The sequence below is a fragment of the Paraflavitalea sp. CAU 1676 genome (assembly GCF_029223285.1).
In the GTDB taxonomy this organism is placed as follows: domain Bacteria; phylum Bacteroidota; class Bacteroidia; order Chitinophagales; family Chitinophagaceae; genus Paraflavitalea.
In genome coordinates, this window is sequence record NZ_JARHUJ010000005.1 from 457,957 (window position 1) to 478,105 (window position 20,149).

Annotated in this window: 16 protein-coding genes; 8 read left to right on the forward strand and 8 right to left on the reverse strand. The window is 51.1% G+C overall.

Annotated elements, in window-relative coordinates:
* Positions 1-160: 160 nt before the first annotated feature.
* The 6 genes from P2H89_RS18320 to P2H89_RS18345 all read right to left on the reverse strand — a co-directional run bounded on the left by P2H89_RS18320 (position 161) and on the right by P2H89_RS18345 (position 6,495).
* Positions 161-1,615, reverse strand: coding sequence for an alpha-L-fucosidase (locus P2H89_RS18320; protein WP_275829481.1), 1,455 nt, complete (start codon positions 1,613-1,615; stop codon positions 161-163).
* A gap of 84 nt (positions 1,616-1,699) precedes the next feature.
* On the reverse strand, positions 1,700-2,620 hold the full coding sequence (locus tag P2H89_RS18325) for an SMP-30/gluconolactonase/LRE family protein (protein ID WP_275829482.1): 921 nt from the start codon (positions 2,618-2,620) through the stop codon (positions 1,700-1,702).
* Between the two features lie 143 nt (positions 2,621-2,763).
* Positions 2,764-3,348, reverse strand: a complete 585-nt coding sequence (locus tag P2H89_RS18330) for a nucleotidyltransferase family protein (RefSeq protein ID WP_275829483.1) — start codon at positions 3,346-3,348, stop codon at positions 2,764-2,766.
* A complete protein-coding gene (locus P2H89_RS18335; protein WP_275829484.1) occupies positions 3,345-4,577 on the reverse strand; it encodes an XdhC/CoxI family protein in 1,233 nt (410 codons plus the stop codon). The genes P2H89_RS18330 and P2H89_RS18335 overlap by 4 nt, the downstream gene beginning before the upstream one ends.
* A gap of 27 nt (positions 4,578-4,604) precedes the next feature.
* The gene (locus P2H89_RS18340) at positions 4,605-5,066 is read right to left on the reverse strand and encodes an NUDIX domain-containing protein (RefSeq protein ID WP_275829486.1); all 462 of its coding nucleotides are present in this window, start codon (positions 5,064-5,066) and stop codon (positions 4,605-4,607) included.
* Between the two features lie 265 nt (positions 5,067-5,331).
* On the reverse strand, positions 5,332-6,495 hold the full coding sequence (locus P2H89_RS18345; RefSeq protein WP_275829488.1) for a cytochrome P450: 1,164 nt from the start codon (positions 6,493-6,495) through the stop codon (positions 5,332-5,334).
* 68 nt (positions 6,496-6,563) lie between these two features.
* Between P2H89_RS18345 and P2H89_RS18350 the strand changes: the two genes are divergently transcribed.
* Together P2H89_RS18350 and P2H89_RS18355 are read left to right on the forward strand one after the other, a co-directional pair.
* On the forward strand, positions 6,564-7,250 hold the full coding sequence (locus tag P2H89_RS18350) for a helix-turn-helix transcriptional regulator (RefSeq protein WP_275829490.1): 687 nt from the start codon (positions 6,564-6,566) through the stop codon (positions 7,248-7,250).
* 427 nt (positions 7,251-7,677) lie between these two features.
* Positions 7,678-10,119, forward strand: a complete 2,442-nt coding sequence (locus P2H89_RS18355; protein WP_275829492.1) for a carbohydrate-binding protein — start codon at positions 7,678-7,680, stop codon at positions 10,117-10,119.
* Between the two features lie 77 nt (positions 10,120-10,196).
* On the opposite strand, the gene P2H89_RS18360 is transcribed toward P2H89_RS18355, so the two are convergent.
* Complete coding sequence (locus tag P2H89_RS18360) at positions 10,197-10,931, reverse strand: SDR family NAD(P)-dependent oxidoreductase (RefSeq protein ID WP_275829494.1); 735 nt, start codon at positions 10,929-10,931, stop codon at positions 10,197-10,199.
* 104 nt (positions 10,932-11,035) lie between these two features.
* Here P2H89_RS18360 and P2H89_RS18365 point away from each other — a divergent pair, with 104 nt between their 5' ends.
* A complete protein-coding gene (locus P2H89_RS18365; RefSeq protein WP_275829496.1) occupies positions 11,036-12,031 on the forward strand; it encodes a Gfo/Idh/MocA family oxidoreductase in 996 nt (331 codons plus the stop codon).
* 51 nt (positions 12,032-12,082) lie between these two features.
* Positions 12,083-12,919: a S1-like domain-containing RNA-binding protein gene (locus P2H89_RS18370; protein ID WP_275829498.1), complete on the forward strand. Its 837-nt coding sequence runs from the start codon at positions 12,083-12,085 to the stop codon at positions 12,917-12,919.
* Positions 12,920-13,000: 81 nt separating this feature from the next.
* Here P2H89_RS18370 and fabF read toward each other — a convergent pair whose 3' ends face one another.
* A complete protein-coding gene (gene fabF, locus P2H89_RS18375; RefSeq protein WP_275829500.1) occupies positions 13,001-14,239 on the reverse strand; it encodes a beta-ketoacyl-ACP synthase II in 1,239 nt (412 codons plus the stop codon).
* A gap of 87 nt (positions 14,240-14,326) precedes the next feature.
* On the opposite strand from fabF, the gene P2H89_RS18380 reads away from it, so the two are divergent.
* From P2H89_RS18380 to P2H89_RS18395, 4 genes are all read left to right on the forward strand, one after another.
* Positions 14,327-14,734 (forward strand): helix-turn-helix domain-containing protein, encoded by a 408-nt coding sequence (locus P2H89_RS18380; protein ID WP_275829502.1) that lies wholly within the window; start codon positions 14,327-14,329, stop codon positions 14,732-14,734.
* Between the two features lie 154 nt (positions 14,735-14,888).
* The gene (locus tag P2H89_RS18385; protein ID WP_275829504.1) at positions 14,889-17,882 is read left to right on the forward strand and encodes a histidine kinase; all 2,994 of its coding nucleotides are present in this window, start codon (positions 14,889-14,891) and stop codon (positions 17,880-17,882) included.
* Between the two features lie 2 nt (positions 17,883-17,884).
* Positions 17,885-18,634 (forward strand): LytTR family DNA-binding domain-containing protein, encoded by a 750-nt coding sequence (locus P2H89_RS18390; RefSeq protein WP_275829505.1) that lies wholly within the window; start codon positions 17,885-17,887, stop codon positions 18,632-18,634.
* A 112-nt stretch (positions 18,635-18,746) separates the two neighbouring features.
* The gene (locus P2H89_RS18395; RefSeq protein ID WP_275829507.1) at positions 18,747-20,057 is read left to right on the forward strand and encodes a T9SS type A sorting domain-containing protein; all 1,311 of its coding nucleotides are present in this window, start codon (positions 18,747-18,749) and stop codon (positions 20,055-20,057) included.
* Positions 20,058-20,149: the final 92 nt, after the last annotated feature.

The following is a 20,149-nucleotide window of genomic DNA, read 5'->3' on the forward strand; positions in this document are numbered from 1 at the left end:
CGGAAAGAACTGATCACGAAAACGTTTCAGTTTGCTAAAATAACATACTCTGCCCATTAAGCGAAGGGTGCCGGCAGTCGGGCTTAGTTCAACTCTTTCAAATCATGCCGGGCTTGTGCCACGCAATGACACCCCTATGCCGGTTGCTGCCGCCTCTGGTTTAATAAATGGCCAGGTTGGATATGACAGGACAGGCTTTTGAACCTGTGATGTTTATCCGGATCTTGCCGATGCTGACGGGATCTATCTTCAGAATGCGTTTATAGCCGATGGTGGTGCCATCGGTTATTTTTTTCCACGTTCCATCCTGCCAGGCTTCTATTGTAAAGGATTGTACGCGCTGCCCCAGTTTAATGTATTCCTGCAACACAATATAGCTGACAGTGGAATTGGCCGGCAATGTTACTTCGAGCTGGCCGGTGGTTATATCATCGTTGGTGGTCCAATAGGTTTCTTTGTTGCCATCGGTGAGGTTACGGGCTGCGAAGGCGGTCTGGTTGCCCCGGTAACTATCGGCTTTTACAGGAGCCTTTACCGCGAGGTTTTTGGAGAACCTTTGCTTTACCAAAGTTGCAAAGCCATAGAGTGATTTGACATCGTTCTCGTGGAACAGGCCGCGACGATCGGGCGGTACGTTGAGCAGCAGGGTAGAGCCTCGGCCAACTGAGGTGAGGTAGATATCGAACAGTTGCTCGGGTGTTTTTACCTCCTTGTCTTCTTTGGCATGATAGAACCAGCCTGGTCTGATCGATACATCTACTTCGGCCGGTACCCATTTGGTGCCATCGGGCGAGCCTGTATTGAGTAGTTTTTCGATATTGGGCTTGCCTGCATATAACGTATCTGTTGTGATGGTGTTCCAATTCGTTTCTCCGGCCACGCCGCGTTCGTTGCCCACCCATCTTACGCCCGGACCAGCATCGCTGAAGAAGATTACGTTTGGTTCCATCTTGCGCACCATGTCGAGCGTTGTGGGCCAATCATAATACGTGGCTCCTTTGATGCTCCTTTTCTCTTTGGCACCGCCGTAGTAGCCATCGCCGCCATTGGCGCCATCGAACCACATTTCAAAGACAGGGCCGTACGTGGTAAACAATTCTTTCAGTTGGTTGCGGTAATATTCGACATACGAGGGCTGTCCGTAATCGGCGCGGTTTCGATCCCAGGGGGAGAGGTACACGCCAAACTGAAGTCCGTATTTCTTTGCGGCATCTCTGGCATCGCGTACGATATCGCCCTTGCCATTTTTATAAGGGCTGTTTTTCACAGAGTGTTCTGTGTATTTGCTGGGCCAGAGACAAAATCCATCGTGGTGCTTGCAGGTAAGGATCATGGTCTTGAAACCGGTCTCTTTCAATGTACGTGCCCATTGGCCCGCATCGGCCTGGGTAGGGTTGAAGATGGATGGTTGTTCATCGCCATAGCCCCACTCTTTATCTGTGAAGGTGTTGGTGGTGAAATGCACAAAGGCATTCATTTCCATTTCATGCCATTTGAGCTGGGCGGAGGATGGAACAGGCAATACTGCGGCAGGCGCCTTGGTATTGTTTTGAGCCATCAGCCCAAGGGGCAGCATAGATGCCAGCAATAGCGAACGATTCAATAATGCACACATTGGATTCAACTGGTGTTGGTGAGTAATAATGATTTATGAAACAGATAAGTGGGGGGATGATCTGCTCCGGGCTTCAGGATATGTTTATTCGATGCCTTTCACCTGCATTTGTAAAGTGTATACTGCGGTGGAGGCGGTGATGAATAGTACGTCTCTTTTGGGTCCGCCAAAACAAAGGTTGGCTGTCCACTTTTCAGGGATAGGTATATGCTGGATCTTTTCTCCTTTCGGGTTGTACACTGTAACGCCATTGCCGGCTGCATAGAGGTTGCCCTGGTTGTCGAGCGTGATGCCATCGGCGGTTTGTGATGCAAACAGGGTACGGTTGGTGAGGCGGGCATCTTTTTCAACGGTGTACTTATAGATCTTTCCGGCGCCGATATCAGCTACGTACATGATCTTACCGTCTTTGGAACCTACGATGCCGTTAGGGCGTGCAAAGCTGTCGGCCACCACCACCGGTGTGCGCGTGCCGGCTGCGAGATAGTACACGTGCATTTTGTCGAGCTCGGGTGTTTTGCGGGTCCAGTAGTCACGTTGATAATAGGGATCGGTAAAGAAGATGCCGTTCGTTTTATCGATCCAGAGGTCATTGGGGCCGTTCATCTTTTTACCTTGATAGTTGTCCATGAGGATGGTTGACTTTCCTTCGGGTGTTATGGACCATAGTTCGTTGTTGGCATCGGCACAGGCGATGAGCTGGCCTTTGCGATCGAAATACAAGCCATTGGCACGGCCGGTTTTATCGAGGAAGAGGCTGAGCTTGCCTTCGGTATCGTATTTCCAGATCTTATCATTGGGTTGATCGGTAAAGAAGATATTGCCCGCTTTGTCGACGGCGGGGCCTTCGGTAAAGCTGAATTGTTTGGACACCAGTACTGGCTGAGCACCTGGCGCTACGGGTGTTGCAGGAGCGCTGCCGGTTGACTGTCCGCCCGATTTACAGGCAACACTGGTCAGTATGCTCATGGATAAGAGGGACAGTAATAAGGACCGGCTTGTCATGGTGTGCAATTTGAGGCTACAATGCTAAGCATTTCGGCCGGAATATGGCGGCGGGGCAGGTGATTATATTCAGCTATTTTGGCATTCCATTCAGCGGTATGGCCGGTTAGCAGTTCAATAAAGTTGAATGAAGTTATTGATGATCAAAGCTGCTGAAGCCTTTCGTAATCTTCCGGTGTATCAATATCAAAGCCACCCAATGGGAAAGGTATGCTGGCTACATCATCGGGGTTCTGTTGCACGAGTTTCTTAGCGCCATGCTGACCGCCGAGCTGGGCGAGCAAAGGGAAATAGGTGGGCGTAAAGAGTACCGGTGTGCCGATGGTGTCGTTGTAGGTGCAGGCGATGATCCCCTTACCGGATCTCTGCAGGGTGTTGATCATTTCCTGTAGTAAGTTGTCATCGATGAAAGGCTGGTCGCAAACGGTGATGAGGATGGCGCCGGGGGTAATGCCGGCTTGCGCAATGCCTTCCATGCCGGCTGCTATGGATGATCCCATGCCGTTTTGCCACAGGGGATTGTTAATGACCTTCACGTTGTAAGGGCGCAAGGCGAGGGTGATCTCTCCGGCTAATGAACCTGCCACTGCATAACATTGGTCGCTTACTGCTGTGGCAGCTTCGGCCGTTCTTTGCAGAAAGGTCTTGCCCTTATAAGTAAGAAACATTTTGGGTTGGCCCATGCGTGTTGAAGCGCCTGCTGCCAACATCAGGACGGCTGTATTCATACTGTTGATGCATTAGGATCGTGTAGCTCACTGGTAACGGCGCAGGTGATGGGGTCGCTGTTCCTTTTTTCAGTACTGCTTATCTTTTCCGGCAGGGTAGTTTTGACTGGCTCGTGGATGGCTCCGTCTTTATCGCGCAGGGGCAGGCCCGATTTTCCCTGCATGACCATCTTGATCTCGGCCATGATGGACAGGGCTATTTCTTCCGCGGTTTCGGCGCCGATATCGAGACCGGTAGGTCCATAGATATTTTGCCGGGCACCCGCGTCGATGGTGCGCCCTGTTTCCTCTTCCAGCTCCTGGAACATCCTTTCCAATTTGCGCAGCGGGCCCAGTACGCCGATATACCCAAGCTGTTTTTGCAGCAAGCCGTTCAGCATCGCCTTGTCGTAGTTGTAATTGTGCGTCATCAGCACAACGGCTGTTTGCAGGCCGGTGGTCATTTGTTCCAATACCGCTTCGGGTTTGGCGGTGAGCAAATGCCTCACCTCGGGAAAACGCTGGCGATTGGCATGGCTGGGCCGGCCGTCGGCTACGGTGATATGCCAGCCGGCGATCTGTGCCATCTTTACCAGTGGAAATACATCGTTGCCGGCGCCGGCAATGATGAGCGAGACCGGTGGAGCTACCCATTCTACAAGGGCGCTCACGGTATGCAGGTCAAACTGGTATTGATGAATATAAGAGGTGCGGCAGTCGAGCGTATGCTGTACATCGGGCAGCAGGGCTGCCATGAGGTGTGGATCGGTGATGCGACTATTGAGTACACCGTGCGCCTGCAAGGCACAGGTGCCAGGCTGTATGCCGTCGTAAGCGTCGAGCGAAAACAGGGTTACCATGACCGTTGCTTCGCCTGCCAGCGAGGCTTTTTCGAGCAATGCGATGGGGTGCAGGGGATCGGCGGCGTTGATGGGTTCAAACAGGATGTGCACGATGCCATTGCAGCCCAGCTGAACGCCAAACTGCAGGTCGTCTTCGTCGGAAGTGTCGTAGGTAACGAGCTTGTTCTTTTGTTGTGCAATGGCCAGCAGCGCTTTCCGCAGGGCGTCGCCTTCGAGGCAGCCGCCGCTGATGGCGCCGGTGAGTTGTCCGTCGTCGGTAACGAGCATCCGGGCGCCTGGCCGGCGGTAGGAGGAGCCTTCTACGTGTACTACGGTGGCCAGGGCAGTTTGCTTGCCTGCCTCACTTGCCTTCCTGTATGCTTGTATGATATCTTCGATCTCTTTCATAACCTGCGGTAATTTACTAAAACAGGTTTAACTGCCGATTATTTGTGCCAATTCTTCCAGCAGCGGCAACTGGCGTTCGTTGATCTTAAGACTGGCCGCTTCTACCGTGAACCAGGCAGCTTTGGCTATTTCGGGATAGGTTTGCCGCCTGCCCGATGCCGGCGGCCATTCCAGCTCAAAGGTATTACTTATGATAGCGGTTTCGTCGAGGTTGCCTTCGTGGGCCCAGCAATGAGCAATCTTGCCGCCTTTTTGTTTAATGGGCGTTAATTCGATGAAGTCGCCGTTGGTGCGGTAACCGGTCTCTTCTTCCAGCTCACGGATGGCGGCCTGCAAGGGTGCTTCAGTAGGTTCAAATTCCCCTTTGGGAATGGTCCAGCTGCCGTTGTCTTTCTTCGAGAAATAGGGCCCGCCCGGAAAAACCAGTAGTACTTCCAGCTTGTTGTGGATGTTCCTGTACAGAAGGATTCCTGCGCTCTGTTTTGCCATTACAATGGTAAAGTTAAAATTTACCTGGCTACCCCGCGCATAACTGATTTCCCTTAACTTTAGTCTTCCCAATAACCAAAGAAAAAGGAGGTATTCATGAAATCTACAGATCATTCATGGACACTTCAGGTTAGTATCGCCTAACCGGAGTATGTTCCATCAAAATATCTGCTGACCATAGGGTCAGGAAAGTCATCCCGCTTACTTGCAGGATGGCTTTTTTTATTGGTGGCCATTGAAAGGTAGATGGGCTGGAGTGTATAATTCAGGTGGTGAGTTTCACTATTATTTTACGCGGTAGCCTCACATGAATGAGTGGCTCGAATTCGATCGTTTGATCGTACAATTCAATTCTCCTGTAGCGGGCAAAGATCCAGGTGAGCATATCGGCAGCGAGCGGCACGATGATATGCCGGGCGATACAGGCGTGCGCACCTGTACCGAATGCGATATGATCATTGTTGTTGCGGTATGGATCGAACTGTTCCGGGCGGATAAATTGATTGGGATCGCGGTTGGCGGCAGCGAGTACCAGTACCACCATGGCGCCCTGCGGAAGCACCTGTCCTTTTAACTGAACAGGAGCCTGCAGTAGGCGGCGGGTGTGGTGATTGGGCGCGCGGTAGCGAAGCGTTTCCGTAATGAACCGGTGCACATACTTGTGTTCCTGAAATGTTTGATGGTGATCATTCTGCTGTGTTGCCAATGCCTGCAGCAGGGCATGGCTCAATAAGCCGTTTCCGGCATCGTAACTTTGGATCAGCAATCCCAACAGGTTGGCCGTGGCTATTTGCATGGTGTGCGCGGGATCACCTGCCGGGTTGCTGCTCGCGTTGATGGTTAGTTTTTCATGGCTGCCGATATGCTGGCTTACTATAGGATACAGTATTTGTGCTGCTTCATTGATCTCCTTTACCTGTTCTTCGCTCTTCGCCGGCAACATGATCTGCACCAGGGCGGGTAAATAGCCGAGTATGGTTTCCTGCTGCTGTGGTGTAAACCCGAATCCATCTACCAGTTGTAACGCCGGCAGTCGTTTGGATACAGTGCATACCCAATCCAGCGGTACGTGTAAGTTTATCCCTTTAAGGAGTTTTTCGAGTAACTGACCGGTTGGTGAAGGTTGAAATACCTTGAATAACTCCATGGCGATCTCCCGGTGTGCGGCGTGCCGGGGAGGATTGCCCAGCCGGATGAGGAAACGCAAGAGTAATTGTGCTTCGTTGTTATAGGTTCCTTTTTCAGGTTCTGCAGGTTGAGGTATGTAAGCTTGCGGGTGATGAAGCAGGGATGTGCAATCGTTGTACCCATACAGGATCCACAACTTGTTCGGAGCATCGAACCAAACAGGGTGTTGATCAAGATATTGCCTGTAATAAGCGTACGGGTCGTTGATCTCCGATTGCCGGAATAATACCGGTTGATGCATGATTGTATCGTTTTTCGGAAACAATAATAGCTACCTTTGGTGGTATACAATTCATTCAACAATGAAGTATGGAATCCATTGACCGGTTTACCTCCATTGCCAGCCTGATCGGGGAGCCTGCCCGGGCGCGTATTCTCTGGAGTTTACTGGATGGCAGGGCTTATACGGCCGGCGAACTGGCGCTCACCGCTAACCTGTCGCCGCAGTCGGCCAGCAATCACCTGTCCAGGATGATCGACGCCGGCTTGCTGAAAGTAGAAAAGCAGGGGAAGCACCGCTACTATCGTTATGCAAAAGACAAAGTAGCGTATGCTGTTGAAGCATTGAGTAACCTGATGCCTTCCCCAATGAAGGAAGGGCCGGCACCCGTGCTGAACAATGGTGATATACGGTTTGCCCGCACCTGCTACGATCACCTGGCGGGAAAGGTGGCGGTAAAGATCACCCATGGTTTGTTGGTGCAAAAGATCATCCGTCCGGAGGAAGATGAATATCGCCTCACCACCCGTGGCGTTCAATGGTTTGAGGATCTGGGCATCGGCATCGCCGGCCTGCAGCAACAGAAACGGCATTTTGCCAAACCCTGTCTTGACTGGACGGAGCGGAAACATCACCTGGCCGGGGCTTTGGGAGCTGCACTGCTTGACCATATGCTTAACCAGAACTGGCTGCGCAGGAAACCCCAGGAGCGCACGGTTATTATGACGGGTAAGGGGGAAAAAGCATTGGCCGGACTTGGTATTTCCCTGATCTGATGGCGCCGGTGCGGATGGCGGTTGATCGTCTTTGGCACCTCTGCGATTAGCTATTGCCGGGAACGATTGCGTAAATAAAGCCCGGTATATTTAGCGTTGCCGTTAGGTTTCTGTATAACTTAATATTCGATTTATTTCCTGTAGTTGTGCAACGGTGAGCAGGTGTAGTTTACCAAAACAGGCCGCAGGACTCCTTAGCAACTTCTCCACTCCATACTTGATTGGCCTAACAGCGATTGCTTGTTCGTGTTCAGGAACAGGATAACCCCTCTTTATCTTTCCTATCGCTTAACAGCTGATCTTTTACCGGCATAGAATACCAAGCAGCAAACTGTTTTGCAGAACATTTTGCCCTCGGATGCTTATGCATGCAGGCTGCCTGTTATACAGACCTTTTATTTATTTAATCATTAAAACAGCTTGTTGCATGAAAAAACATCTATGCCTCATGCTGGGCATGCTATGCGTTGTTATGAGCGCTATGGCCCGGCAAACTTTGTATGTTTCTCCTACCGGAAGTGCGTCGAACAGCGGTACTTCCATTTCGGCTCCCACTACTTTACAGAACGCTATTGCCACTGTTGGAGCGGGTGGTACCATTTACCTACGCGGCGGCACTTACAACATTACGGCTACGGTCGTTATTGCTGAAGCAAACAGCGGATCGTCGGGCGCTACCAAGAAGATCTTTGCGTACAACAGCGAAGTGCCGGTGCTCAGTTTTGCGGGGATGGCTATCTCTACTTCCAACAGAGGGATTGTCCTCGATGGCAGTTACTGGCACCTGAAAGGGCTGATCATTGAAAGCGCCGGTGATAACGGGTTATTGCTTTCGGGTGATAACAATACCATTGAAAGCTGCATCTTCCGAAAGAATGCGGATAGTGGGTTGCAGCTAAGCCGGTACAATACCAATTACACTACTATCAGTCAGTGGCCTTCGAACAACCTGATCCTGAATTGCGAGGCCTACGACAACAAAGATCCCGATAATGAAGATGCTGATGGTTTCGCTGCGAAACTCACAAGCGGCAATGGCAATGTGTTCCGCAATTGTGTTTCGCACCACAATATCGATGATGGGTGGGATCTGTATACGAAACCTGATACGGGGCCAATTGGCGCTGTGACTTTAGAAGGCTGTATTGCGCATTCCAATGGCCGGCTTACGGATGGGTCTACTTCGGGCAACGGGGATAAGAATGGTTTCAAACTCGGCGGGGAGGATATCTCCGTTAATCATATCGTGCGCCGCTGTGTTGCTTTCAGCAATGGTAAACATGGTTTCACGTACAATAGAAACCTGGGCACCATCGAGATGACCAACAATACCGGTTACAGCAATACGGAGCGCAACTTCAACTTCGATGGCGGCACCAGTGTGTTCAAGAACAATCTTTCGTACCTGAGCGGCTCCAATGATCGCATCATAGGCACTGCTACAGCGCCTAATTCCTTTCAGGGTGCGGCTGGTGGTTTTACGGTGACGGCGGCTGATTTTGTGAGCTTGTCGCCGGGTGCCAATGCGAGCCCTGTGAGCGGTGGGTTCCTTAACCTGGCGAGCGGCAGTGACCTCATCAATACCGGTGTTACGTCTACCGGTATTACGTACAATGGGTCGGCACCTGACCTGGGAGCGATTGAATCGGGGGCCACTACTACGACCTATACGCTTACTACGAGTGCATCGCCTGCGGCGGGCGGCAGTGTAGCGCGGAGTCCGAATGCTACTTCGTATAATTCAGGAACCGTGGTTACGCTGACAGCTACTGCTGCGAGTGGTTACACATTTACCGGCTGGAGTGGTGATGCTTCGGGTAGTGCTGCCTCGGTGACTGTGACGATGAACAGCAACAAGACGGTGACGGCCAATTTCACCAATAGCGGTGGAAGTACCTTTACGCTGACGACGACTGCTTCGCCTGCGGCGGGTGGTACGATCACGAGGAGTCCGAACGCTGCTTCGTATGCGGCGGGCACGGTGGTGACACTCACGGCCACTCCGGCCAGTGGCTATAGTTTCAGCAGCTGGAGTGGGGGAGCGAGTGGTTCCAGTGCTACCACGACGGTTACGATCAATGCGAATACTTCGGTGACTGCCAACTTCATCACTTCGGGCGGCGGTGGTACCACGTTGCGGATCGATGATAAATCGGGCACGGGTACTGGTTATTGCAGTGCGGATGGTTCGAGGCAGAATACCTATACAGGCGCGGATGGCGGCTACTATGTTAACCTTAGTAATGCGAGTGCCAAAGGCATCACCTGGGCGGTGCGGGCCGGTGCTGCGGGCAGCTATACCCTGCGCTGGCGGTATGCCAACGCGGGTTCGCAAAGTGCCACCACTGCACGCCTGTTGGTCAATGGCGCTGAAGTGAATGGTGCGGCGGCCTTCCCGAAAACGAGTGCCTGGACAACCTGGACTACGACTGGTAATATCACCGTGAACCTGGTAGCCGGTACGAATAAGATCCGCATTGAAACGACGGCGGCGGCAGAATTTGCGAATATCGACTGGATCGAGATCACGGGTAATACCCCGACGGAAGCGTTGTGCAGCGGTGCGGTGGGCAGCAGGGTCGCTACGAGTGCAGCGACTGTTCCTGCGATCGATGCTTCGCCGGTGGTTTTCCCGAACCCGGCAACCGGTATGTCGACGGTAAAGCTATCGCTGGCAACAGCGCAACAGCTGCGGGTGAGCTTAATGGGAGTTGACGGAAGGCTGGTGCATCAGTTGGCGAATAAGGTGTTTGCTGCGGGTGTACATTATGTGCCGGTGGCTGTGAAGGGGGTGAAGGCAGGTGTATACTTTGTTACTGTGAGCAATGGCAGCGGTGGCAGAAGTATCCAGCCGTTGGTAGTGCAATAAGAAGATTCGGGGGCCTATAAAATGCAAAAGGGCTTAACTGGTTTGGTTAAGCCCTCTTGATTATTCTTAAAGGAGTGTTATGGCAATTTAGCGACGAGGCTTTCGGGCAGGAGTTGGAGGATGTTGTAGATGATCTTCCATTTGAAGCCGGGCACGATGGTGAATCGTTTGGGGGCATGGACGATGGCGTTGGCGATGTAGGACGGTTCGAGCAGGAGCGACTCGGGCAGGTCGAGGTGGGCCGTCATTTTACTGCGGATGTATCCGGCCACGATTGCGTTGACGGTGATCTTACGTGTGGAAAGGTATTGACGCAGTCCGGCGAGGTAAGTAGTAAATGCCGCTTTGGTGCTTCCGTATACAAAGTTGCTTTTGCGGCCGCGCACGCCAGACAGCGAGCTTAGGCCAATGATGCGTTCCAGCTTTTGATTGGATGCATCCATGGCAATGATGTTGAGGATTGATACCGCACCGCCATAATGCACTTTCATCATCTGGAATGTACCGGGCCAGCTTACCAGCGCTTCGTCATTCGTGACCTGGAATCCAGCTGCATACAATACGATCTGCGGTTTGGCCGGCAGGTTGTCATAAAACGCCTGGTGGGTGTCGAAGTCCGTGGCGTCGAAATAACGCACCTCTACCTGTGCGGGCACCGGTATTTGGGTGGCTACAAACCGGTTCAGCTCGTTGGTACTGCGGGAGGCGGCGACTACCTGGTGTCCCTGTGCCACATAGAGCTTTATGGCTTCTTTAGCTACATCGGAGTTGGCGCCTAATACCAATACTTGTTTGCCGGTTATTGTTTGCATGGGCGCAAAGATAATATTCCACCGGTAAGGTCACCATGCGGGGAAAAATAATCAATAGCTCTGCTGCCTGTTTGCTATTTTTAACGCCGTAATAAACGATTCATATGGAGAAGATCATTCGCTGGGGCATCCTTGGATGCGGGCATATCGCCAAAAAGTTTGCTGCCGACCTCCTGCTCATCAACGACGCCAAACTGGTGGCCGTTGGTTCGCGCAGCATCGACAAGGCTAAAGCCTTTGCCGAAGCATTTCCTGTAGAACATTTGCATGATAGTTATGAAGCGCTGGTGAACAACCCGGAGGTAGATGTCATCTACATCGCCACGCCGCATAGTTTGCATTTTGAGCATACCCTGCTGTGCCTTGACCATGGTAAGGCGGTGTTGTGCGAGAAACCTTTCGCATTGAATAGCCGGCAATCGAGGGTTATGATCGATAAAGCCCGAGAGAAGAAGGTGTTCCTGATGGAAGCGCTTTGGTCGAAGTTTTTGCCCCAATACTCTACCCTGCAGGCGTTACTGAAGGATGGGAAGCTGGGTACGATCAAAAGTGTGCTGGTTAATTTTGGATTCAGGCCACTGCCCCCTATCTCTCCGCGACTATACGATCCTGCGCTGGGTGGTGGTAGCATCATGGACATCGGCATTTACAATGCTTTCCTCGCGCTGAGTGTGCTTGGTAAGCCCGATTCGATCGAGGCTACCATGACGCCGGCTGCGACGGGTGTGGATGAACAGTGTGCTGTTTTGTTTAAGTATAAGGACGGCGCTGTGGCGCAACTCTTTTCCACCTTTGCCACGGACCTGGCCACCGAAGCGGATATATGTGGCTCGGCCGGACGTTTGCGCCTCACCACCCGCTTTTTCGATACCGCTGCCAGGCTGGAATGGTATCCGGGAAGGCTCGATACCAGGGAAGTGATAGAGGTGTCGAAAGCGGAAGGGTTCGGCTACCATTACGAGGCCCGGCACGTGAACGATTGTTTGCGGAAAGGGTTGACGGAGAGCCCTGTTATGAGCTTTGTGGATACGCTGTTGCTGATGGATGTGCTCGATAAAATCCGTAATGCTGCCGGTATTCACTATCCCGCTGACAAATAAGACCTACCTTTGCGCCGAATTATTGTGCCGAAAGGCCATTGTTGAAATTTTATGATCAGAGTTGGAGAATATAACACCTTGAAGGTGATACGTACCGTCGAGTTTGGCGTGTACCTGGAAGATGGCGATAAGGGCATCCTGTTGCCGAAGCGTTTTGTGCCCCGTGGGGCCAAGGAAGGCGATGAGCTTTCCGTTTTTTTATACCATGATTCCGAGCAGCGTTTGATCGCAACTACGCAGAAGCCTTTCGGTGTGGTGGGCGAGATCGTGATGCTTGAAGCTGTTTCAGTGACCCCGCAAGGGGCTTTCCTGAACTGGGGTTTGATGAAGGATATTTTCGTTCCCAAATCGAAGCAACTTATGGGTATGCGTCCCGGTGGCCGCTACCTTGTCAAGATCTATATCGATGACCAAACAGGGCGTGTGGCCGCTACGGAAAAGATCGACCCGTTCCTGAGCAACGATGACCTTACCGTGAAGGAAATGGATATCGTTGACCTCACGGTGTGGCGCCGTACGGACATCGGCTATGTGATGATCATCAATCATAAGCATACCGGTGTGCTGCATCATAATGAGATCTACCGCCACCTCTCGGAAGGGTATGTGTTCAAAGGATATATCAAGCGCATTCACCCCGATAACCTGATCGATGTGGTGCTGGGCAAACCAGGCTTTCAACGCGTAGAGGACGAAGCGGCCAAGGTGCTGCGGTTGCTGAAAGAGAATGATGGTTACCTGCCTTATAACGATAAATCATCGCCCGATGAGATCTATGGCTTTTTCGGTATGAGCAAGAAGACCTTCAAGATGACGACGGGTGGTTTGTACAAGCAACGGAAGATCGAGTTCACGAACGGCGGCATCAAGGCGCTGGATGGCGAGTAAGGAATTGGAGGACTGCCTTTAAATATGTAGGGCTGACCGGTGATGCCGGTCAGCCCTTTTTTATGCGATCGCTTTAATTGCTTAGATCTTCTTGAACACCACGATACCATTGTGGCCACCAAAGCCGAAGGTATTGCTCATGGCAACATCTACGTTCTTTTCGATGGTGGTTCCCTTCACAATATCGAGCCAGGTTGGAATCGCAGGATCGGGATTGGTGAGGTTGATTGTAGGCGGTATCAATGAACGCTGGATGCTCAGGATAGCCGCGATGGCCTCGATGGCGCCCGCTCCGCCGAGCAGGTGACCGGTCATCGACTTGGTAGCGCTGATCGACACGTTATCCTTTTCTGAAAAAAGGCGTGCCACGGCCGATACCTCACTGAGGTCGCCTACAGGTGTAGAGGTGGCGTGTGTGTTGAGGTAGTCTACATCTTCTGTGTTAAGACCTCCGTCTTCGAGTGCGAACTTCATGCCCATGTATGCGCCCAGGCCTTCGGGGTGGGTGGCTGTCATGTGGTAGGCGTCGGCGGTCATTGCTGCGCCGGCCAGTTCGGCATATATTTTTGCACCACGTTGTTTGGCGTGTTCGTATTCTTCGAGGATGAGGGCGCCGGCGCCTTCACCCATTACAAATCCGTCGCGGCTAACGTCGAAGGGACGAGAGGCTGTTTCCGGTTCCTCATTACGGGTGGAAAGTGCTTTCATGGAGCTGAATCCGCCGATGGATGCTTCGGTGACGGGGGCTTCCGATCCGCCAGTGATCATTACTTTGGCTTTGCCCCAACGGATATAGTTGAAGGCATCCATGATGGCGGTGTTAGAAGTAGCGCAAGCGGATACTGTGGCATAGTTGATGCCCATTAATCCGTACTTCATGGAGATGAGGCCGGCCGCTATGTTTACGATGATCTTAGGGCAGAAATAAGGACTGAAGCGTGGTACGAAGTTGCCCGTGGCATATTCCTTTACCTGCTCTTCGAAGGTGGCCATTCCACCATTGCCTGAGCCCCAGATCACGCCGGTTGCGAACGGATCCATTTTGGAAAAATCGAGGCCTGAATCTTTTACTGCCTGATCGGCAGCTACCATGGCGTATTGTGTAAAGGCATCTGATTTGCGGATGTCGCCCTTGTCGAGGTGATCGGCTGCGTTGAATCCTTTCAGTTCGCAGGCGAAACGGGTCTTGAACAGGGTAGCGTCGAACCGGGTGATTGGTCCGGCGCCGCTTTTCCCGGCAAACAGATTATCGCCAAAGGTGGCTACATCATTGCCCAGTGGGGTAAGTGCCCCCAGGCCGGTTATTACGACTCTTTTCATAAAAATAAACCACTTGTATTTTACAAGTGAATAGCAAAAGTACAAAAAAACTACTTTACATTTGCAAGTAGTTTAATGTTTGTGCCTATGCGGTCTGACTGCCCCCTGAATTATGGGTTGGAGATCTTTGGTGATAAGTGGACGCTGCTTATTATCCGGGATCTGATGTTCTTCGGGAAGCGCTATTACAGCGAGTTCCTGGAGTCGGCAGAGGGTATTTCCACGAATATCCTGGCCGACCGGCTCAACACGCTCGAACAACAAAAGATCATTACCAAGAAGAAGAGCAAACTGCACAAACAAAAGGTGATCTACAGCTTAACACAGAAAGGGATTGACCTGTTGCCGGTGATCGTGGCGATCGGTTTATGGTCGGATGAATATGCGGACAACCTCAACCCGCACCGGGACATCGTGATCGGCGAGGCGAAGCGGAATTATACCCAGGGCATCAAGTCGGTGAAACTCAGGTTACAGAAAATGCATTTGGAGTAGGGGTAGCTGGTATGCCTATATCGGATACGGGTATAGGCAGTGACTTCAACCATTAGGGTAGTCTGTCTGGCGCGGGTGAACGTTCTAAATAATTGCCCTATCTTGGCCGGGATTTCCGTTGGTAATCCGGAATCGTTTAACCGCCACCTACTGTATGTCTGTTTATTTCCGATCCTTTTTATTGGTTTCCTTCCTATTAACCTTTGCTGGTGAAGCACTCCATGCGCAGGCCCCTGTTTCCCGGAAATTTACGATGAAAGATGGCCTGCCAGGAGCTGTGGTGTATCATTGCACTCAGGATCGCCAGGGGTTTATCTGGTTTGCCACCAACCAGGGTGTGAGCCGGTTTGACGGGCGTACGTTCAGGAATTTTTCCAAAGTCGATGGTTTGCCTGACAACGATATTCTCAAGTTGTTTGTGGACCTGCATGGTGCTGTGTGGTTTATTACTTTGTCGGGCGTTCCGGCAGTTTATTGGAATGGGACCATCACCAGCCTGGATTGCCAGGGTGTCTATTCTATTGCGGAGGACCTGATGACTGACTCTATTCACCTGCCTGCCTTTTATATGAAAGACAATGTTTCTTACTGTGGAAACTATATCTCTAAGAGCGATCCGGGGCATTGGCAATTCTCCGGCAGGTTTAAAAAGGCTGAAGTCTTTCAGGACATGTTCAATAAGCCGTTCCTGAGAGCTTCGGGCGAAGGGGTTAATTATTACTATACAGTTTTGAATGATAAGACATCGCTGGTTAGTTTGCGGACCAGGCGGACAACCAGGGACTGGGCCTTTGACAACGAAGGAGATGCTTTTCTTGCTGCTTACACGGCTGTCTCTTTCCAATCCGTTTTGAAAGGTGCACGGTCTGCCGTTTTCCACAATGGGAAGTCGTTGTTTTATGCAGACTTCAATGGTATTCAACGGCTCTTATCTTTCAAGGACCTGGGATTGAATATCGACCGGGAAAATGATGTCAATTACCTTTTGTGTGAAAACGATTCTACAATGTGGATGTGCACGCGTAACAAAGGCCTGATCAGGATCGATCATTTCAGACAGCCGGACAGACAAGTAAGGTATTATTTGCCGAATAGCTATTGTACTTCTCTCCTGAAAGATAAAGAGGGAGGGTATTGGGTTACCACGGCCAGTGAGGGGGTGTTTTATCTTCCTAATCTTGATTTTTATTCGCTGGCCAGCGACAAGAGCGTGGGTGAAAGCGATATCAAATGCATAAAGGTTGTGGGGCCACATTCATTGGCTGCAGGATTTACCGATGGGAATATTGTGCTGATCGACCCTGCCACGTATGTTACCCGGCCACTATTGGCCTGGGCTGAGCGTAATAAGTTTAACCGGGTGTTGGATATTAAGCCGCTACATAAGGATCTTGTGGTGACTACCGATGGCGGTGTCTTCCGCCTTATGCCTGATCAATTTGTAGAGAGGGCCTGGAAATTGGGTGGCTTTAAAGAAACGCTGATCGAGAGCGATTCCGTTGTGCTGATGGCGGGTGCTTCCGGTGTGATGCGGTATCGTTGGGGATCGCCGGTGATCTCGCATCCGTACAAGGGCCGGGCTACGAGTATTGCGGGTACGGGCGACCGATACTATTTTAGCACTTTGCAAGGTGTTTATCTATCGGATCATGGGGTAATGAGCAGAATGGGAGCGGGCGATTCCCTGCTATCGGGTATTGTGAACCAGGTTGCGGTTGGGCCGGACAGTGTGCTTTGGGCAGCGACCCAGCAGGGCGTTGTGGTATACCGGAAAGGCCGGTCAAGAAGTATTTCGATGCGCGATGGTTTGTTGAGCAATAACTGCCGGCATGTGTTCCTCGAAGGATCAACGGCCTGGGTTTCGACGGATAAGGGCATTGCGAAGATCACCTATCAATGGTTGAAAGATAGTCTGGACTTTTCGCTGTTATCGATCACTGAAAACGACGGTCTTGTATCGGATGCCGTGAGCCAGGTGGCTGCAGCCGATGATCATATTTGGGCTGCTACGGCGCGGGGTATTTCTTATTTCCCAAAGAGTTATCGAGGTACGTCTTTTTTCTCTCCCACCATCGTGATCGATCGCGTGCTGGCCGATAATGTAAGCATACCGGTTGAGGATAGTTTATTGCTTAAGCAGCAAAAGAATCTGACGGTAGAGTTTGCCAGTATTGCTTTTCGACATGGAAGCAATGTGTACTATCAATACCGACTGGACGGCGCAGACGACCAGTGGTTTCCGTTGATCAACAATAAGATCTCCCTTTCGGCTCTTCCCTATGGAGAATATGCACTGCAGGTTGCGGCCTTCAGCAAGCAAACCAATGTGGCAGTTGCGAGTAAAAGTCTTTTTATTGCCCATCAACCCCCTTTCTGGAAACAGGGATGGTTTATTATGTTATCGTACCTGCTAAGCGTTTCGATCGTGGGATTCCTGATTTACCTGTTTTACCGCCGGCGGCAACAAAAGAAAGAGGAGCTGTACCAGGTAAATAAGAAATTGTATGACCTTGAGATCATGGCGCTGCGGGCGCAAATGAATCCGCATTTCATCTTTAACTGCCTCAATTCGATCCAGCATTATATACTGACAGCAGACGTTGAAAATGCTAACCTATACTTGCACCGATTTTCCCTGTTGATCCGAAAAACGCTGCAGATGAGTTCTTCGGCCCTGGTACCACTCGAGGATGAAATAGGCATGCTGGAACTTTATCTCGAACTGGAGCAGATGCGGCTGGGTGAACGGATGTGCTATGAGATCCTGGTTGGGCCGGGTGTCAGGAAGCAGGATTTTTTCGTTCCTTCCATGATCCTGCAACCATATGTAGAAAATGCCATCAAACACGGTATTTCGCCACTCCGAAACCGGATGGGTACCGTAAGCGTGCAATTTTCGATGAAGGGAGATTGCCTGGAGTGCCTGATCGTGGATGATGGAGTTGGTTTACATGCCTCCCAGAGTATGAAGGCGAAGGCTGGTTACCGCCACTTGTCGATGGGGCATCGTGTAACGGAGGGGCGCATTCAACTGATCAACAGTATCCGAAAAAATAAGATAATATTGCAGGTCACCGACCGCCGTGATCATGCGACGCCGGCAGACGGTACTGAAGTGCAAATCATTTTTCCCGCTGAAAACGAATAGCTATGCTGATCAAGACAGTGCTGATCGAAGACGATCAAAAAAATGTGCAGGTGCTGGAGAACCTGATCCAACGGCTGGCGGAAGACCTGCAGGTAAACGGCCACGCGGGGCATGTGGCGGAGGCTGTGGCTCTGATAGAATCGACCATGCCCGATCTCGTATTTATGGATATTCAACTGGCAGACGGTACCTGTTTTGATGTGCTGAAGAAATTATCGTTCCGTAATTTTTCGCTCATCATCGTTACCGCTTATGATCACTATGCGCTGGAGGCCATTCGATACGCTGCTGTAGATTATTTACTGAAACCTATCGGCATCGCTCAATTTGAAGAAGCGGTGAGCCGGGCCCGGAATAGTCTTTCCCTGAAGGTGCGTCAACAAACCATTGAATCGTTGATCCAGAACCTGGGGCAACCCGGCGGGCAAGGAAAAAAGATCAGCATTTCTACGCTGAACGGGTATGAATTTATCGAGACTGCGGACATCGTATGGTGCCAGTCGGATAGTTCTTATACTGTCTTTTACCTGGCCGACAAGACCAAGATCGTTTCTTCCCGCAATATTGGTTATTATGAAGAGGTGCTGGATGCCAACAGTTTCTGCCGCATCCATCACGGTACGATCATTCATCTGCGCTTTATCAAGAGTTACCGTAAAGGTAAAATTGGCATCGTGGTGATGTCGGATGGCACTGAACTGGAGATCGCCCAGCGCCGCAAAGGGGCGTTCCTGGATAAACTGGCGCTCTGACCCTCCGTTTTTACTTCACTTATTGGTTTTAGGCTGCAGTTATTAGAATCCGCTGGACGAGAAGGCGGCCCGGAGTTAAATTTGTTTTCCATTTATGATTTAATATTTAAATATGAAGAAAATTTTCTACCTATCGTTTGCTTTGATCTGTTGTAACCAGGCGTTTTCACAAGGCTGGGTGAGCGCGGATACCAACCGGCTATACCCGGTAAATAAGTCCTTGGGACTTAGTCCGGTGTCGGTGGGTATTGGCACGAATGCGCCAGCTGCACAATTGCATACGACCGGTACGTTGCGCTTTGGCGGCCTTTTGCAAAATAGTACCTACAACCGGGTGATGGTTCAGGATACGGCAGGAAATGTGTTCTGGCGGGATGCTGCAACGCTTGGCAGCGGTGGTGGCTGGTCTTTGACCGGTAATAGCGTCTCTGCTTCCAACTTCCTGGGCACGTTGAATGCGGAGAAGCTTCGTTTTCGCACCAACAATACCGAGAAGATGGTGATCGATACGGCGGGCAATGTAGGACTGGGTGTTGCCAGTCCCAACCATGTTTTGACCATTAAAAGCAATGGCCACAGTTATGGTACTGTTGACCGGCGTTTCCTGATCAGTCTGAACAATACCTCTACCGGCAATGATGCGCTTACCGGCATCCGGTTTGAATCGATGGACGGCAATGCTGAACATATTGGGACGCTGGCTTTGCATGGTCCAACTTACAATGTGATCAATGATTTCAAGAATACCCTGTTGTTGAAGAACCATGTTGATAGTGGACTGGCCTTTGTTGCCGGGCCAGAATACTATGACGGTCTAAAGCCCAATTTTGGCAAGATCCGATTCTATACGGGTTCTCAATCGTTTACTGCGGGCGGCAATCCCTTTATCGAGCGGATGCGTATTGCAGAGGGTGGTAATATTGGTATTAATACGAAGAGTCCGACCGCCAAATTGCATGTAAAAGAGACTGTGCGTTTTGAGCAACTGCCGCAGGGTAGTGGTGATGCTTTGGTGATCGATGCGGCCGGCAATGTGTACAGGAGTACCCTAGCGGTTCAATCGACCAATGCAGAAGTGACGGCTTTGCAAAAGGAGGTCGTTGAACTGAAAGCGCAACTGGCCAACCTGATCGCCAACCGCCTGAGTGCTTTGCAGACAGCTGACCGCCTCGTATTGAGCGCGATCAGCCCCAATCCTTCTTCTTCGAGTACCAGCTTCAAGTATTTTGTGCCCGGCGCCGTCAATAATGCCACGTTGCATATCTACAATATGCAGGGGGTAGAAGTAAAAAGCTATAAGCTGCCGGCACGCGGACAGGCTGATTACGCTGTACAAACCGGCCTGAGCAATGGCATTTACCTTGCACTGATCACCGGCGATGGTCAGGTGAGTGAAGCAGTAAGGTGGGTTGTTGCACGTTAAATATATTACATATGATGTGTGGCCGCCGGCGCAGCCGGCGGCCACTTTTTTTGTGTCTGGCCGTTGAATTTCGGCTTCTTTAGTATTACTTT

Excerpts from the sequence above, each read along its gene's own strand:
- P2H89_RS18320 (WP_275829481.1), bottom strand. The coding sequence starts at position 1,615 with ATGTGTGCATTATTGAATCGTTCGCTATTGCTGGCATCTATGCTGCCC.
- P2H89_RS18365 (WP_275829496.1), top strand. The coding sequence starts at position 11,036 with ATGGAGAAGATCATTCGCTGGGGCATCCTTGGATGCGGGCATATCGCC.
- P2H89_RS18390 (WP_275829505.1), top strand. The coding sequence starts at position 17,885 with ATGCTGATCAAGACAGTGCTGATCGAAGACGATCAAAAAAATGTGCAG.
- P2H89_RS18325 (WP_275829482.1), bottom strand. The coding sequence starts at position 2,620 with ATGACAAGCCGGTCCTTATTACTGTCCCTCTTATCCATGAGCATACTG.
- fabF (WP_275829500.1), bottom strand. The coding sequence starts at position 14,239 with ATGAAAAGAGTCGTAATAACCGGCCTGGGGGCACTTACCCCACTGGGC.
- P2H89_RS18335 (WP_275829484.1), bottom strand. The coding sequence starts at position 4,577 with ATGAAAGAGATCGAAGATATCATACAAGCATACAGGAAGGCAAGTGAG.
- P2H89_RS18360 (WP_275829494.1), bottom strand. The coding sequence starts at position 10,931 with ATGCAAACAATAACCGGCAAACAAGTATTGGTATTAGGCGCCAACTCC.
- P2H89_RS18380 (WP_275829502.1), top strand. The coding sequence starts at position 14,327 with ATGCGGTCTGACTGCCCCCTGAATTATGGGTTGGAGATCTTTGGTGAT.
- P2H89_RS18340 (WP_275829486.1), bottom strand. The coding sequence starts at position 5,066 with ATGGCAAAACAGAGCGCAGGAATCCTTCTGTACAGGAACATCCACAAC.
- P2H89_RS18350 (WP_275829490.1), top strand. The coding sequence starts at position 6,564 with ATGGAATCCATTGACCGGTTTACCTCCATTGCCAGCCTGATCGGGGAG.
- P2H89_RS18370 (WP_275829498.1), top strand. The coding sequence starts at position 12,083 with ATGATCAGAGTTGGAGAATATAACACCTTGAAGGTGATACGTACCGTC.
- P2H89_RS18330 (WP_275829483.1), bottom strand. The coding sequence starts at position 3,348 with ATGAATACAGCCGTCCTGATGTTGGCAGCAGGCGCTTCAACACGCATG.
- P2H89_RS18385 (WP_275829504.1), top strand. The coding sequence starts at position 14,889 with ATGTCTGTTTATTTCCGATCCTTTTTATTGGTTTCCTTCCTATTAACC.
- P2H89_RS18395 (WP_275829507.1), top strand. The coding sequence starts at position 18,747 with ATGAAGAAAATTTTCTACCTATCGTTTGCTTTGATCTGTTGTAACCAG.
- P2H89_RS18345 (WP_275829488.1), bottom strand. The coding sequence starts at position 6,495 with ATGCATCAACCGGTATTATTCCGGCAATCGGAGATCAACGACCCGTAC.
- P2H89_RS18355 (WP_275829492.1), top strand. The coding sequence starts at position 7,678 with ATGAAAAAACATCTATGCCTCATGCTGGGCATGCTATGCGTTGTTATG.